Annotated in this window: 11 protein-coding genes; 5 read left to right on the forward strand and 6 right to left on the reverse strand. The window is 65.4% G+C overall.

The features are described from left to right. Positions 1 to 9 precede the first annotated feature (9 nt). Genes kdpB through L8K25_RS12785 form a run of 3 tightly spaced genes read right to left on the reverse strand, consistent with a single transcriptional unit; the run spans position 10 to position 3861 of the window. Positions 10 to 2031, reverse strand: a complete 2022-nt coding sequence (gene kdpB, locus L8K25_RS12775) for a potassium-transporting ATPase subunit KdpB (RefSeq protein WP_242139374.1) — start codon at positions 2029 to 2031, stop codon at positions 10 to 12. Positions 2032 to 2042: 11 nt separating this feature from the next. After that, positions 2043 to 3746 carry a potassium-transporting ATPase subunit KdpA gene (kdpA, locus tag L8K25_RS12780; RefSeq protein ID WP_242139375.1) on the reverse strand — a complete coding sequence of 568 codons (1704 nt, stop codon included), beginning with the start codon at positions 3744 to 3746 and terminating at the stop codon, positions 2043 to 2045. Positions 3747 to 3759: 13 nt separating this feature from the next. Continuing rightward, a complete protein-coding gene (locus L8K25_RS12785) occupies positions 3760 to 3861 on the reverse strand; it encodes a potassium-transporting ATPase subunit F (protein WP_242139376.1) in 102 nt (33 codons plus the stop codon). 696 nt (positions 3862 to 4557) lie between these two features. On the opposite strand from L8K25_RS12785, the gene L8K25_RS12790 reads away from it, so the two are divergent. Further along, positions 4558 to 7185 (forward strand): sensor histidine kinase KdpD, encoded by a 2628-nt coding sequence (locus L8K25_RS12790; protein ID WP_242139377.1) that lies wholly within the window; start codon positions 4558 to 4560, stop codon positions 7183 to 7185. Here L8K25_RS12790 and L8K25_RS12795 read toward each other — a convergent pair. Beyond that, entirely contained in the window at positions 7172 to 8767 is a 1596-nt protein-coding gene (locus L8K25_RS12795; RefSeq protein ID WP_242139378.1) for a lipopolysaccharide biosynthesis protein, read from the reverse strand. The two genes, L8K25_RS12790 and L8K25_RS12795, sit on opposite strands and share 14 nt — an antisense overlap. A gap of 264 nt (positions 8768 to 9031) precedes the next feature. Between L8K25_RS12795 and L8K25_RS12800 the strand changes: the two genes are divergently transcribed. Continuing rightward, on the forward strand, positions 9032 to 10099 hold the full coding sequence (locus L8K25_RS12800; protein ID WP_242139379.1) for a glycosyltransferase family 1 protein: 1068 nt from the start codon (positions 9032 to 9034) through the stop codon (positions 10097 to 10099). Between the two features lie 155 nt (positions 10100 to 10254). Here the strand turns inward: L8K25_RS12800 and L8K25_RS12805 are convergent, their stop codons facing one another. Continuing rightward, positions 10255 to 11364, reverse strand: coding sequence for a glycosyltransferase (locus tag L8K25_RS12805; RefSeq protein ID WP_242139380.1), 1110 nt, complete (start codon positions 11362 to 11364; stop codon positions 10255 to 10257). A gap of 103 nt (positions 11365 to 11467) precedes the next feature. Then, positions 11468 to 12097, reverse strand: coding sequence for a transglutaminase-like cysteine peptidase (locus tag L8K25_RS22805; protein ID WP_242139381.1), 630 nt, complete (start codon positions 12095 to 12097; stop codon positions 11468 to 11470). 795 nt (positions 12098 to 12892) lie between these two features. Here L8K25_RS22805 and L8K25_RS12815 point away from each other — a divergent pair. The 3 genes from L8K25_RS12815 to L8K25_RS12825 are packed head-to-tail and all read left to right on the forward strand — an operon-like array spanning position 12893 to position 15273. Continuing rightward, entirely contained in the window at positions 12893 to 13411 is a 519-nt protein-coding gene (locus tag L8K25_RS12815; protein ID WP_242139382.1) for a polysaccharide biosynthesis/export family protein, read from the forward strand. A 45-nt stretch (positions 13412 to 13456) separates the two neighbouring features. Continuing rightward, positions 13457 to 13939 carry a hypothetical protein gene (locus L8K25_RS12820; RefSeq protein ID WP_242139383.1) on the forward strand — a complete coding sequence of 161 codons (483 nt, stop codon included), beginning with the start codon at positions 13457 to 13459 and terminating at the stop codon, positions 13937 to 13939. 23 nt (positions 13940 to 13962) lie between these two features. After that, positions 13963 to 15273 (forward strand): outer membrane beta-barrel protein, encoded by a 1311-nt coding sequence (locus L8K25_RS12825; protein WP_242139384.1) that lies wholly within the window; start codon positions 13963 to 13965, stop codon positions 15271 to 15273. The last annotated feature ends 19 nt before the right edge of the window (positions 15274 to 15292 follow it).

The following is a 15292-nucleotide window of genomic DNA, read 5'->3' on the forward strand; positions in this document are numbered from 1 at the left end:
TTCAGATCCTCAGGCGAGGTGAAGGCCGGCGACGACGAGGTCGATCAGCTTGATCCCGATGAACGGCGCGATCAGGCCGCCGAGGCCGTAGACCGCGAGGTTGCGTGCGAGCAGCGGCCCGGCACCCATCGGTGTGTATTTGACGCCCTTGAGCGCGAGCGGGACGAGCAGCGGGATGATGAGGGCGTTGAAAATGATCGCCGACAGGATCGCGCTGTTCGGGCTCGACAGCCCCATCACGTTGAGCACGCCAAGCCCCGGATAGAGCACGACGAACATCGCCGGGATGATCGCGAAATATTTGGCGACGTCATTGGCGACCGAGAAGGTCGTCAGCGCCCCGCGCGTCATCAGCAGCTGTTTGCCGAGCCCCACGATCTCGATCAGCTTGGTCGGATCGCTGTCGAGGTCGACCATGTTGCCCGCCTCGCGCGCGGCCTGCGTGCCGGTGTTCATCGCGACGCCGACATCGGCCTGCGCGAGCGCGGGGGCGTCGTTGGTGCCGTCACCGCACATCGCGACGAGCTTGCCGCTCTGCTGTTCCTTGCGGATCAGCGCGAGCTTGTCCTCGGGGGTGGCTTCGGCGAGGAAATCGTCGACGCCTGCTTCGGCGGCGATCGCGGCGGCGGTGAGGGGGTTGTCGCCGGTGATCATCACCGTGCGGATCCCCATCCGGCGCAGCTCGACGAAGCGTTCGCGCACCCCCGCCTTGACGACGTCCTTGAGAGCGACCGCGCCGAGCAACCGCCCGTCGCGGAGCACCGCGAGCGGGGTCATCCCGCCGCGCGCGATCTCGTCGGTGATGCGCTTGAGTTCGACCGCGCCGGCCGCGTCCGAAGGCAGCGTCTTGAGGATCGAATCGACCGCGCCCTTGAGCACCGTGACCGCGCCGAGCTTGACGCCCGACGCGCGGGTCTGCGCGGTGAACGGGATGATCTCGGCATCGGCCGGGAGGACGGCATTCTGCTGGAACTGCTCGCGCGCCAGCACGACGATCGAGCGGCCCTCGGGCGTCTCGTCGGCGAGGCTCGCGGTCATCGCGGCTTCGGCAAGCGTCGCGACGTCGATCCCGGCGAGCGCGCGGAATTCGCTTGCCTGGCGGTCGCCAATCGTGATCGTCCCGGTCTTGTCGAGCAGCAGGACGTCGATATCGCCCGCCGCCTCGACCGCGCGGCCGGACTTGGCGAGGACGTTGAAGCGGACCAGCCGGTCCATTCCCGCAATGCCGATTGCCGACAGCAGCGCCGCGATCGTCGTCGGGATCAGCGTGATCAGCAGCGCGGCGAGCACCGCGACCGAAATCCCGCCGCCGGCGTAGTTGGCGAAGCCCGGAATGGTGGCGACCGCGATCAGGAAGATGATCGTTAGACCAACGAGCAGGATCGTCAGCGCGATCTCGTTCGGGGTTTTCTGGCGTTCGGCGCCTTCGACCAGCGCGATCATCCGGTCGAGGAAGCCCTGGCCGGGTTCCGCGGTGATCTGCACCGTGATCTGGTCCGAGATAACGCGCGTGCCCGCGGTGACGGCGGAGCGATCGCCGCCCGCCTCGCGGATGACCGGCGCGCTCTCGCCGGTGATCGCGGCTTCGTTGACCGAGGCGACGCCGACGATGACCTCGCCGTCCGCGGGGATCAGGTCGCCGGTCTCGACCAGGACCTTGTCACCCTTGGCGAGTTGTGTGGCGGGGACCAGTTCCCATGCGCCCGCGACGTCGATCAGCTTCTTCGCCTTCAGTTCGGACTTGGTCGCGCGGAGGCTCGCCGCCTGCGCCCGGCCGCGCCCTTCGGCGAGCGCCTCGGCGAAGGTGCCGAACAGCACCGTCAGCCACAGCCAGACGATCAGCTGGATCTGGAACGAGGCGGCGAGCGGCTCGCCCCCCATCGCCAGCAGGACGGTGAGGAGCAATGCGACCACGGCGGTGGTGAAGAGCACGGGGTTCTTCACCAGCTGGCGCGGGTCGAGCTTCTTGAACGAGTCGCCGATCGCCGGGACGACCAGCTTCGCCGAGAACATGGAGGATGCGGTTGCCATTGTCAGGACCTTCAGAAGAGCTGGCCGTTGATCATCGCGAGATGATCAGCGATCGGGCCGAGGGCGAGGCTGGGCAGGAAGGTGAGGCCGCCGAGGATCAGGATGATCCCGACGAGCAACCCGATCCACAGCCCGCCCGTGGTCGGGAACGAACCCGCACCGGCGGGAATGTGCTTCTTGGCGGCGAGGCTGCCCGCGATCGCGAGCACCGGCACGATGATGAAGAACCGCCCGAGCCACATCGCGATGGAGAGCATCCCGTTGTACCAGGGCGTCCCCGCGGAGAGGCCTGCGAAGGCCGACCCGTTGTTCGCGGTCGCCGACGTGAAGGCGTAGAGGATCTCCGCGAAGCCGTGCGGCCCCTTGTTGAGCGGCTCAGCGAGCCCGTCGGGCATCACCGCGCTGAGCGAGGTCAGCCCGAGGATGCAGAGCGGCAGGATCGCGATCGCGAGGACGGCGAGCTTGACCTCGCGGCTCTCGATCTTCTTGCCGACATATTCGGGGGTGCGCCCGACCATCAGCCCGGCGACAAACACCGCGAGGATCGCGAACAGCAGGAAGCCGTAGACGCCCGCGCCGACGCCGCCGATGACGATCTCGCCGAGCTGCATGTTGAACAGCGGGATCATCCCGCCGAGCGGCGTGAAGCTGTCGTGCATCGCGTTGACCGCACCGCATGAAGCGGCGGTGGTGACGACCGCGAACAGCGCGGACGCGGCGGTGCCGAAGCGGACTTCCTTGCCCTCCATATTGCCACCGGCGACGCCGATGTGCTGGAGGATCGGATTGCCCTGCGCTTCCTGCCAATAGCAGACGGTGACGCCCGCCACGAACAGCACGGTCATCGCACCGAGGATCGCCCAGCCCTGGCGCGTATCGCCGACCGCCTTGCCGAAGGTCCAGGTCAGCCCGACGCCGATCGCGAAGATCGACAGCATCTGGACGAGGTTGGTCAGCGCGGTCGGGTTTTCGAACGGATGCGCGCTATTGGCGTTGAAGAAGCCGCCACCGTTGGTGCCGAGCATCTTGATCGCTTCCTGGCTCGCGACCGGGCCGAGCGCGATCGTCTGCTTGACGCCTTCCAGCGTCGTCGCGTCGACCGACATGGCGAGCGTCTGCGGTACGCCGCTGACGATCAGGAACAGCGCATAGACGATGCAGGTGGGGAGCAGCAGGTACAATGTGACGCGCGTCAGATCCGCCCAGAAATTGCCGATCGTCTTCATCTCGCGCCGCGCGAACCCGCGGAACAGCGCGAAGGCGATCGCGATGCCGGTGGCGGCACTGAGGAAGTTGTGGATGGTGAGCCCGAGCATCTGGCTCAGGTTCGACATCACCGCCTCGCCCGAATACCACTGCCAGTTGGTGTTGCTGACGAACGAGATCGCCGTGTTCATCGCGCCGTCCGGCGCGACGCCGGCGAACCCGCGCTGGTCGAGCGGCAGGAACGCCTGGAACCGCAGGACCGCATAGGTCAGCAGCACGGTGACGAGCTGGAACAGCAGCATGTGGACAGCGTACCGACGCCAGCCCTGCTCGACGGTCGGGTCGATCCCGGCGAGCTTATAGAAGCCGGTTTCGACGGGCCCAAGCACGACGTGGAGCGGCGTGCGCCGCCCTTCGTAGAGCGCGAACAGCCACATCCCCATCGGCTTGGCGATCGCCGCCAGGATGGCGACAAAGAGCGCGATCAGCGCCCATCCCTGAATGGTCATCGATGCAGGTCCTTCAGAACCGCTCGGGCCGGACGAGCACGGCGACGAGATACAGGAGGAGGGCGACCGCGGTCAGCCCGGCGAGCGCGAGGTGCAGCGTCATCTCAGGCTTCATCACACAGGCGGACGAAGGCGAGGGTCAGCAGAAACAGCCCGCCAAGAATGGCGAGCCAGAGAAGATCGGGCATGTTGGGGCCTTTCCCGGCGACTCCGCCCCGAATGGCGGCTTCCGGGATGCGAGATAGGCGCGCGGGGCATTAAGGTGCGCCGGGTAAGGCGGGGGCGGGGCATTAAGAACGCATAAGGTTTGCGCGTGCGCGGTGGCGTTGTCGGGGCGGGGTGCCTAGGCTTCGTTGGTGATTAGCCGCTGCCCCCCTTCCGTCCTTCCCGCGCAGGCGAGGCCTTTGCAAAAGGCGCGCCGTTACCCCCTTCCGTCACCCCGGCGAAGGCCGGGGCCGCCATGTCGGCTGGCGAGACCGGCGATACGGCATGCCGTTGCCCCGCCGCACCAAGGTAACCACACGGCCCCGGCCTTCGCGAGACATCTGCGAAAGTCGCCCGATCCCGCATCCGTCACCCCGGCGAAGGCCGGGGACGTGTGGTTATCCGGGCGCGGCGAGACGGCTGGGTGCGGCATCACCGGTTTTGCCCCCTTACATGGCGGCCCCGGCCTGCGCCGGTGTGACGGGCAGGGGGATCAGTGCGATTTTCGCAGAGGTCTCGCCTACGCCGGGGTAACGGGCGACCTTCGCAGAGGTCTTGCGCAGGTGGCCGGAAGGCGGGGGCGACGTGCTGTCCCAAGGATCCGCAAGTGCCGGTAACCGACGACCGCCCGTCCCCCGACGCCCTCCTCCGCGCCGCGAAGCGCGAGGCGCGGGGCAAGCTCAAGATCTTCCTCGGCGCTGCCCCCGGTGTCGGCAAGACCTTCGAAATGCTCCGGGAGGGCGCGGAGCGGCTCAAGTCCGGTACCGACGTCGTCATCGCGATCGTCGAAACGCACGGGCGCGCCGAAACCGAGGCGCTGGTCGCGCCGCTCGAAATCCTGCCGCGTCGCCAGATCGCCTATCAGGGCCACAGCCTCGACGAGATGGACATCGACGGCCTGCTGGCTCGCGCCCCGCAGCTCGCGCTGGTCGACGAATTCGCGCACACCAACGTCGCCGGCAGTCGCCATCCGAAACGCTGGCAGGACGTGATGGAACTGCTCGACGCGGGGATCGACGTCTACACCACGCTCAACGTCCAGCACGTCGAAAGCCTCAACGACGTCGTCGCGAGCTTCACCCGCGTCCGCGTCCGCGAGACCGTCCCAGACAGCGTGTTCGACGATGCCGAGGTCGAGGTGGTCGACCTGCCGCCCGACGAGCTGATCGAGCGGCTGAAGGCGGGGAAGGTCTACATCCCCGCCGAGGCGACTCGCGCACTCGACCGCTTCTTTTCCAAGGCGAACCTGTCCGCGCTGCGCGAAATGGCGCTGCGCCGTGCGGCGCAAAGCGTCGACCAGGCGATGCTCGAGCATCTCGACACGCATGCGGTCGGCGGCACCTATGCCGGGGGTGAGCGCGTGCTCGTCGCGGTCAGCGAGTTGCCCGGCTCGGAAACGCTCGTCCGCGCGGCCAAGCGGCTTGCCGATGCACTCAAGGCCCCGTGGCAGGCGGTGTCGATCGAGACCCCGCGCACCGAAAGCTTCGGCGATGCGCAACGCCGCCAGATCGCCGACACGCTGAGTCTCGCCGCCAGCCTCGGCGCGACAATCGCGACGATCCCGGCCGAGAATGTCGCGGCAGGGCTCCATGCGCAGATCACCGAAATGCGCGCGACTCAGCTCGTCATCGGCAAGTCGGTGCGAAGCTGGTGGTTCACGGTGCGCCACGGATCGGTGGTCGAGGCGATGCTCGCGGGCACCGAGGGCCTTGCGATCCACGTCATCCCCGCCGGATCCACGCCGCCGCGCCAGCGCGCGCCGGCAATCCGCGCCGACTGGGGGCTCGCTATCAAATCCGCGGCAATCGTCGCGCTGGTGGCGCTGACCGCCGCGTTTGGCAAGCTGGTCGAGCCGGTGATCGGCGTCGGCGGGATCGACCTGATCTTCCTGTTGCCGGTCATCATCGCATCGGGCCGGTTCGGGTTGTGGCCGGGGGTGACGACCGGGCTGCTCGCCGGGCTGACCTACAACTTCCTGTTCCTGCCGCCGCTCTACACCTTCACGATCGCGGACCCACAAAGCCTGCTGACGATGTTCGTGCTGATCGGCATCGCGACCTTTACCGCCAACCTGACCGGCCGCCTCAAGATCCGCGCGACGCTGGGGGTACGCGGCGCGCAGGAAAATGCCGCGGTCGCCGCGTTCGGACAGGCGCTCGCGCGCGTGTCGGATTGGGAAGCGACCAGCCGTACCGTCAGCAGCGAGATGGCGCGGCTGCTCGGCCTGTCGGTGATCGTGCTCGACGACCGCGACGGACAGCTCGAATGTATCGCCTGGTCGACCGAGGAGGTGCCGAGCTTCGGCCCGGTCGATCGCGCCGCCGCCGACTGGTGCTGGAGCAAGGGCGAGGCGACCGGCGCGGGGACGGGGACGCTGGTATCGTCCGACTGGCAGTTCCAGCCGCTCAAGACCTCGCTCGGCGTGCTCGCGGTGGTTGGCCTGTCGGCACATGATGGCGGCGATCCGGTCGGCGCCGGGCGCGCGGTGTTGCTGGCGACGCTGCTCGGGCAGGCGGCACTCGCGCACGAGCGGCTGAAGCTCGAGGACCAGGTCCGCGAAGTCTCGGTTCTGCGCGAACGCGACCGGCTGCGCGCGGCGCTGCTGTCGTCGATCGGGCATGACCTGCGCACGCCGCTGACCTCGGTCGCGGCGGCGATCGACGCGATCGCGCGGGATCATCCCGATGCACCGTCCGTGCCGGTCGCGCGCAGCGAGGTCGCGCGGTTGCGGCGCTTCCTCGACAATCTGGTCGACATGGTGCGGATCGACTCGGGCGCGCTCAAGCTCGCGCCCGAGGCGACCGACTTGACCGATGCGGTGGCGAGCGCGGTGCACGACCTGAAAACGTTGCTCCACGGCAGCCGGATCGACCTGCGTGTCCCGCCCGACCTGCCGCTGGTGCAGGCGGACCCGACGCTGCTCCACCACATCCTGATCAACCTGCTCGCCAATGCCGCGGTCCACGGCGGTGCGGGCGCGATCGAGATCGGCGGCCGGCGGGTGCGGGACGAAGTGACGCTGTCGGTGCGCGATCACGGGCCGGGGTTGCACCCCGGGTCGGAGGCGCAGGTGTTCGAGACGTTCGCGCAGGGGCGCGGCGGTGACCGGCACGGCGGGAGCGGGCTCGGTCTTGCGATCGCCAAGGGGTTTGCCGAGGCTATGGGCGTGGGGATCGCCGCGCATAACGATCCCGACGGAGGGGCGGTCTTCACGTTGCGGTTCATGCTCCGCTAGCGCGCCGCGTGATCGTCGGGCATGACGCTGCCACCCACCGGGTCAGCGTCGCCTCTATACCCGGGGGCTCTCCATCGAGGCGCCACAGCAGCAGCAGCAGGGCGGCATAACTCGCGACGGCGATCACGGCGCAGGCGATCAGGCCGACCGCCAAGGAGAAGCCGGTCAGCCCGTGCAGATAAGGACGCAGCGCCAGCAGCACGAGCGTCAACCCGCCCGCGGCGCACGCCGTGCGCCAGGAACCCGACACTTGCCGGTGGACGGGAATGTGCGTGAGGCGCCTGACAAGCATGGTCGACGTGAACGCCATCGCCGTCCCGATCACCAGATGGGCGGCGACCACGCCGTAGGTGCCGTAGAAATACGCGCCCGTGAGGAACAGGGGCGCAGAAACCGCCAATTCGATCAGGTTTCGTCGGAGAAAGATCTCGGTGCGGCCGAGCACCATGGCGAGCGAGCCCAGCGGCGCGGTGAGCAAGGGCGGGATTACGGCAAGCGCCAGCCATTGCAGGATCGGCCAGCTTGGCTGCCATTTCGCCCCCAGCGCCAGCCGGACCGCGGGCTCGGCCAGCAAGCTCAGGCCTAGCATGACCGGCAGGCCAATGGTCAGGATCGAGTTGGTCGTCCGGGCATACGCCGCCACGAGCCGCTGATGATCGTGCTGGAGCGCTGCAAAGGCGGACAGGAGCGGCCGTCCGATGGGGCGCACGATCGACTGTTCGGGCAACCCGGCGATATCGAGCGCGAGCGAATAGGCCCCCAGGTCTGCCTTGGATACGAACCGGCCGAGCAGCAATCGTCCGATCTGCCAGTTCAAGGCATTGACCAGTTGCGCGGCAGTCGACCACCCGACGAAATGCGCAAACGCGCGCCACTGGGCGAGCGATAGCCGAGGCCGGTACGGTGCGAAGGCATAGGACAGCAGCAGCATCGCCATCGGCCCCGCGACCGTGCCGAACGCGATCGCCCAATAGCTGCGTGTAGCCACGGCGAGCGATACCGAACATCCCAGCGTGGCCACCTTGCCGCTGAGTTCGATCAACAGGTCGCGGCGAAAATCGATCGCCTTGGCAAAGTGGGTCATCGCCGGGCTGGTCAGGCCGCGCGCCGCAGGGGCGACGCCGAGGAAGCATATCAGCGGCGCGAGTCGCACATCGTGATAGAGGATCGCGAATGGCTCCGCGCAGATCGCTATCACCACGGCCAGCACGATACCGCGCAGCAAGCCGATCGTGAAAGCAGCGTCGAGCAGATCGCGCGTGATCGTGTGCGACCGGACGAGGACCTGCCCAACCGGGATCTCGAGGATGGCCTCGATGATCTGAACGAGCGTAAGCGCCACCGCGACCATCCCGAAATCGCCCGGAAGCAAAACGTTGGCGAGCAACAACAAGGTAACGAAATCGATCGCGCGGGTTCCGAGGCGCGCGGCGACCAACCAGGCGGCCCCGGAGACGGTGCGGGCAGTGATCCCCTTGACTGCCGCTTCGCTGAAGGGGTCGACGCGATCGAACGCGGCGCCGCCCTGCGAAGCGGTTTCGGCAGGCGCGCGGGGCGCACCGATCGGTTCGGTTGTCGTCACAATGCCTCGTTGCAGCAGTCGATGCGATACATCCCCTTCGCTCGTCGCAAGGACATGTGATTGTATCAAGCATAAGACAAGAAAAACGCTACGGTGTCGACCGCGTAAGTATCCAATAGTGATCTTCGGACGGGGCAGGGTAATCAAATGATGTATGGTCACGATCACAGTGCGTTGCCATCGGCGCGTTCATGGGGAAAGTCCGGCCTGTTCGTAAACGGCCGTTTCCTCTCTGCGAAAAGGACTGGTGTGCAGCGATCTGCCATGGGACTGGTTCTTCAGGTGCATCGCCATGCCGAAGAGATCGCGGCGCTGTTCGGGAAAGCAGCGGTCCTGTCCTTGCCGCGGAACGCAGACGATCGTTCGCTGCCGCCTGCCATGGCGCGGGATCGTCGCGGTGTGCTGTCGGGTCAGCTGTGGGAGCAGACGGAGTTGCCGGCGCGTACTTCGGGAAAGCTGTTGCTCAACTTTTGCAATCTCGCGCCGATCCTGTCGTCGACGTCGCTCACGATGATCCACGATACCCAGGTCTTCACCAGCCCCCAGTCATATACCCCGGCATTCGCGCAATTTTATCGTTTCGTGCAACCGATCCTCGGCGCGCGGGCGTTGCGAGTCCTTACGGTGTCGCAGCACTCTGCCGATCAACTCGTCCAGTGGAACGTCGCGCGCGCCGAGCGTATTCGGGTGATCCCCAACGGGATCGACCACGCGCCGACGGCGCCCAGCGATCCTTCGATCCTGGCGCGGCTCGGCCTGAACGGCACGCGCTATGTCCTCGCGCTATCCAGCGCGCAGGCGCACAAGAATCTCGGGACGCTCCTCGCCGCGTTCGGCGCCGAGGATCTTGCGGATCTCGTGCTCGTGCTGTTCGGTGCGGCAGGGCCGGAGGATTTGCGCGAGGCCAGGTATGTGTTGCCCCCCAACGTCCGCTTTGCCGGGCGACTTTCCGACGGAGCCCTGCGAGCGCTGACCGAGGCAGCGCTGTGTTACGCGATGCCGTCCCGCACCGAAGGCTTTGGCCTGCCCCCGTTGGAGGCGATGCTGCTGGGCTGCCCTGCCGTCGTCAGCACGGGGGGCGCTTTGCCGGAGGTATGCGGTGACGCGGCACTTTACGCCGATCCGGATCGACCAGCGGACTGGATCGCCGCGATCCGCGCGGTGGCAGACGATGCCGCCGTACGGACGCGCTACGCGGCGATCGGGCGTGAACGCGCCGGGCTCTTTACCTGGGATCGTGCCGGGGAGGCGTTGATGGGCGTGTTGCGCGAGGTGGCCGGCGATCGTTCGGGAAAGACGATCGCCGGCCCGTTAGAACGCGATGCGCCGTGACCGATCGCGGCGCGCGCTCCGCGACGCTGCCTGGGGAGGATCGTTCGGATCCGCCTCTGTTCGAAGTGGTGGCTGAAGCCTGCAATTTCACCGCTCATCGGCGTTTCCCGGGAGCCGAAGTCCGAGGCGATAGCAAGGGCGGCGGTTGCGCGCGTTCACGGGGCGGCGTGGTGGTCGCGGTCGGCCCAGGCCGCCGCCACGACCGCGGCGAACTCGCGGCGGAAACGGTCGGGGCTGAAGCACGTGGCGCGCCTTACCGCTGTTGCGGGATCGAACTGCGGCAGCCAGCGCTCGAAGCGGTCGAGGCCGTCCAGCAGCGATTCGACGGATTTCTCGTCGAAGAACAGGCCGGTTTCGTTGGCGACGACCGTTTCCAGCGTGCCGCCACGCCGGAACGCGAGGATCGGTCGTCCCGACGCCATGACTTCAACGGGAATGAGGCCGAAATCCTCTTCCGCCGTAAAAACCAGACCTCGGGTGCTGGCATAAGCGGCGCGGAGGCTGGCGAAGTCCATATGCCGCGTAAAACGGATCGTCGGTCCGGCGCGCGCCATCAACGATTCCAGTAATGCCCCATCGCCGACCACGTGCAGTCTGCGCCCCGATTGATTGAACGCATCGATCGCAAGGTCGGGCCGCTTGTACGGAACGAGTTGACCAACCCACAGATATTCATCGCTGATATCCGTACCCGGGGCATAGAGCTGCGTGTCGACGGGCGGATAGACGATCGTCGCGTCGCGTCGCCAGCTCTTGGCGATACGCGCCTTGATATAGCCGCTGTTCGCCATGATCCGGTCCGGCCGCGCCGCGCTCGCCATGTCCCACAACCGCAGCGAGGGTGCGAAGAGCGGCATCGCCAGCCGTGCGCCCAACCCGCTTGCGGCATGATATTGCGCATATTGATCCCACAGATAACGCATCGGCGAGTGGCAGTAGGTAACATGAACCGCATCGGGTCGGGTGATGACGCCCTTGGCAGGTCCCGCCTCGCAACTGATCACCATGTCATACGCGTTGAGATCGAGCAGTTCGAGCGCTCGCGGCATGAGCGGTAGATATTTCTGATAATGCCGCCGGGACAAGGGAAGGCGGTCGATAAACGTCGTGTGAATGGCATGTTCGAGAATTACGGAGGAAATGGCACTGCGGTCGACCACGTGTGTGAAGATGTCCGCATCGGGATACATCTTGCAAAGGTGTTCGAGAACACGTTCGCCACCGCGCATTTGGACGAGCCAGTAATGAATGATTGCAATGCGCAACTCGGCCCCCACCTCGTTGGGGACTAGGTAGATAGGATAAGCAAACCAAGTCCATAGTGCGTTTGTATTAGACGGTCATTAAACATGGTATTGTTCGGGTACGTCAGGATATGGCGCGCCATCGGGTCGGATCACCCGGATATTCTGCAATAAGCCACTGGTAACGCGTCTTCGACCACGGCTCGATAAAGGCGGACAGGCTGTCGAGGACCATGTCCCCTTCGTCCAGCCGTGCGACGAGTACGGTATGCAACCCGACCCTCGACTGAAAGACGATGGCGAAGAACAGGCGTTCCGTGGGAAATCCCGCCGCGACCAGTTCGAGCCGTTTCTCGATTGCAATGTCTTCGCAGTCCCCCACCGCGCTGCGGCCGGATCCGCTGGGGCGCCACAGTTCGCCGATGCCATAGGTGGCCCAGTCACTTTGTTGCCGGACATGGGCGTTTACCCGCGCGCCGATGCGCTGCAGCAGGCTCATCCGGGCTTGGTCCTGGTCCAGCTGGCCCGCGCCGATGGTGTCGAGACTAGGGCGACTTCCGCCGACCAGGCGAAGCGAGGGCCGTCCTGCCAGTGTATCGCAAACCTGTTGGAGCGACCGACAGAGTTCGACGAAGCCGCGCGGCACGTCCGCCGGTGCGCCTAGCGTGAGGAAGGGTTGCTGCGGCGGTTTTGCCTCGACCGGGTTTGCGCAAAGTACAGCTAAACCAACGACCCATCCGAATATGCGCACCACGACCTGCTCCGCCCAATTGGTCGCGGAGCCATGCTCGTGAAGTTCTTAGCAAACGGTTATAAATGACGCTCGAACAATACTAAATAATGTCCGACAGAACTTAAGATGGATAGCGTGAACCAGCCAATGGATAAAAACGCCGGCCAGGTAACGAGGCTCAGCGTAATGGCGATCCCGACGCGGACTGCAGGTGGCCAGCGATAGGGTGCTGCCCGATCGGTACCGTACGGCTTTGCGGTTGGGGTACGGTGCAGACGCGCGGCAGTGCCGGTTCGACCGAGATTGCCCCCCTGTTGTATGTCGTCGGTAACCATCGTTCCAAGCTGCTCCACATCGCGCAAGCGTAGTGGCTCGATCGCCGAGCGGCTAGGTGTTCCACGTACATACTTTGGGTAATCAGATCGGAAATGTGACCCGTTTCTGCGCAGTACGCTTCGCCAGCTGGCCCGGTCAAAATAGCGCAATAAATTAGCGCCAAAGCGGGGCATGCCAATCGTGCCAAAAGATAATAGCTTCAAGAGTTATACATCAGACGTAGAAGAAGACTGATGGTACGTTTGATGTAAGGACCTACTTGTCGTCAAACTATTCAGGAAACAGGAGGGTTTTAACTTGGTATTCTTGATGCTATCACGGATCCAAGATCACAAAGATCGTGTCGATCGAGAGGGCGGCTCATGTGTATTGTCGAGTCACAGTTGGAGTGCCGTATAAAATATCAAGCTGGAGTGCTTGGGTTCCATGTTGAAGCGCCGATCACCTTTTCTGGTCCTATTGCGGTTGGCGGCTTGGGCAGTGATTCTGGCCGGCGTGCCCGCGCAAGGGACGGCTGCCGTTCTGCAGGAGGCAGTGGATACTGACTATCCACTGGGCGTTGCCGATAAGGTTCGCGTGATCGTCTTCGACGAACCGTCTTTATCCGGAGAGTTCATCGTCAATGCCAATGGCGCGTTATCGATGCCGTTGATCGGGGACGTTCGCGCGGTCGGGCAAACTGCGACGGAAATTGCGGCAGTCATCCAGCGGAAACTCATGGACGGTTACGTCCTGCAGCCTCGCGTCAGTATCGATATCCTGACGTTCAGACCGTTTTACATCCTTGGCGAAGTCAACAAGCCCGGAGAGTATCCTTATTCTTCGGGACTGACCGTGGATGGCGCAGTCGCAACGGCGCAGGGTTACACCTATCGGGCGGACAAGCGGAGCATCTACATCAAGCGCGCGGGGGAAGCGCGTTCGGTGAAGTCCCGGATTGCACCCGATCTCAAAATACGACCAGGCGACACGATCAGGGTTGGGGAACGCTATCTCTAGCGCGGCTCGAACGACCGCGCGGATAGCGCAACAAAGGAGTGCACCATGATCAATTCTGGCGCAGTGCGCATTTTGGCGATGATGTTGTCCGGGGCGGGCGTGTCGGGGGATGTTTCCGGCATCGACGCGGCCAGCACTGCGCAGGATCAGCAGCCGACGCAACCTGCGCCGGCAGATGCCGGGCCAAGTTCGCCGGACCGCGACAAGCAGATTTCGGCTTTGGCGGCGTTGCTCGTTGCAGCGTTGAAGGGCGATGGCCGGCCCTCGGCGCAGATCGAAGGCCAGCTGTCCCTAGTCATCAGCCAGGCACAGTCGGGTTGCGGGGATTCCCGGACGGCGTTGACGCAGGCGATGGCGCAGGCCGGAACCCTCAGCGCGGCGGCGTCCGTTGCCGTGCGCAACGTCTCCGGCGCACTCCAGCGCTGCGAGATCGACGGCACTGCGGCCGTCGCGAATGCGCAGACCACCCTCAATCGCGGAACGACCCTGGGCCTGTCCGGGGGAAGCTCGAACTACATTCCGCAATAGCGCAACGCGCCGGAGACATCGAAATGACGCAACGCGCCATCGTCTTGGGAGCATGGATCGGCCTGGCCGGGATAGGGGCGGGTCTTGCCACGCCGGCTGTGGCGCAGAGTGTCGGCGACAGCTTTGTCGTGCCCAATCTTCCGATCGAATACGACCGCGGCCGCAATACCGGCGTGCTCGACCGCCCCCGGCCGCAATATGATGCCCTGGGGGTCAAGATCGGGGGATTCACGCTGTTCCCCCGGCTCGAAACGTCGATCGGCTATTCCGACAACGTCTATCAATCGGCGTCCAACCGAAAGTCCGATGGCGTGGCGGACCTGTCGCCGAGCGCGCGCCTTACCAGCGACTGGTCGCGACATTCCTTCACGCTCGACGGGGCGGCGGATGTGAAACGGTTCTTCACCGAGACCCGCCGCAACCAGGACAGCTGGCACGTCGGCGCATCGGGGCGATACGATCTTGGTGGGCAGGCGACCCTGTCCGCGTCGGCGCGGACCGAGCGCGCGACGGAGCCGCCAACCTCGGCCGCCTATCCCACTGCAGCCGCGGCGGCGTCGCAATATCAGAGCACGCAGATGCAACTGAACGCGGGCTATGCCCCCGGCCGGCTGAAGCTGCAGGGCGGCTTCACGTTCATTGCGCTCGGGTTCGACGATGTGCTCACCTTCGCCAATGGAGTGGTCAGCCAGGCCAACCGCAATTCCCACACGGAAAGCGGCTCGGGCCGCGCCGAATATGCGCTCAGTCCGGACACGTCGGTGTTCGTCCAGACGACGTACGACCGGGTCGCCTACGCCCGGCCACTGGCCACGGGTATCCCGAACCGGAGTTCTGACACCTATCGCGGGCTGGCCGGCGCGACTTTCGACCTCAGTACGTTGCTGCGGGGGTCGCTCGGCGTGGGGTATATGCGCCGGCGCTACGATTCAGCGATCTACCGGCCCATCGGCGGTCTGACCGCCGAGGCCCGGATGGAATATTTTCCGACGCCGTTGACCACGGTGACGGTGTCCGGGCGGCGCCTGATCGAGGATGCGTCGTTCCTGAATTCCGGCGGGTTCGTGAACAATACGGTCGCATTGCGGCTCGATCACGAACTGCTGCGCTACGTCCTGCTCGATACCCAGATCGGCTATGAGCATGACAGCTACAAAGGGACCAATGCCAGTCTCGATATCGTCCGCGCGAGCGGGGGCGCGCGGTATATCCTGACGCGTGAATTCGGCCTGGGCGTGTCCGTCGCGCATGACCTGCGCGCGGCGCATGGCGCCAGCGCGGGGCCTTCCTATCACGAAACCCGGTTTCTCCTATCCATTGTCGCGCAGCGATAGCGACCCTGTCGAAAAGCAC

The sequence above is a fragment of the Sphingomonas sp. TREG-RG-20F-R18-01 genome (assembly GCF_022662475.1).
Classification (GTDB): domain Bacteria; phylum Pseudomonadota; class Alphaproteobacteria; order Sphingomonadales; family Sphingomonadaceae; genus Sphingomonas.